1 protein-coding gene is annotated in these 635 nt (G+C 53.9%); it reads right to left on the reverse strand.

Annotation, left to right across the window (positions count from 1 at the left end; all coding sequences use genetic code 11):
* Nucleotides 1–247 precede the first annotated feature (247 nt).
* Nucleotides 248–635, reverse strand: a 388-nt coding sequence (locus ACI77I_RS32095) for a transposase (protein WP_407000225.1), incomplete at its 5' end; no start/stop codon positions are given.

A 635-nucleotide genomic window follows, 5' to 3' on the forward strand; every position in this document is an offset into this window, starting at 1 on the left:
CTATGGTTACCCCCTTTTCTGCAATACTGTCTTTGATGGCGTGTATGGCTTGCTTTCATCTATTCGGCGTCTGAGTGGGGTATTGGCCCCGCGCCTCGATGAGAATTGATGCCCAACGACCCTAATTATTTGGACGGCCTTTCAGCCGTGTGGGAGCTCAGGGTTGTCGTCAGGCCGGTTGGCCGTTCACGTCATCTGTTATCCAGCATCGCAAAACCAGGTGGGTGGTGCTTGGGTGACAGCAGGGTCAAGCGTTCATCGCGCTTGGCCCTGCATCAAATTCAGTGTGGTTTGCCGCGATAGACCAAGCGATTCTTGCCAGCTTGTTGGCTAGCGCGCAGACCACTAAATTGGAGTGCCGATGGCCTGCCAGCAGCTTGCGAACCCAATCGGCCAAACTCCCTTTTTGCTTATCCAAGTGCATTAAGTAGATACGGGCACATTGAACAAACAAGCGTCGCTGGTTTCGATCTCCGCGCTTGCTGATGCCCAAAAGTACGGTTTTACCGCCAGTAGAATGCTGCTTTGGCACAAGTCCTATCGAGGCTGAATAGCCTCGACCACATTTGAACTGCTTGCCATCGCCCAACTCCGCAGCCAAGACGCTGGAGGTGATCGGGCCAACGCAGGGAATT

The organism is Pseudomonas sp. D47, from assembly GCF_045447305.1.
In the GTDB taxonomy this organism is placed as follows: Bacteria; Pseudomonadota; Gammaproteobacteria; order Pseudomonadales; family Pseudomonadaceae; genus Aquipseudomonas.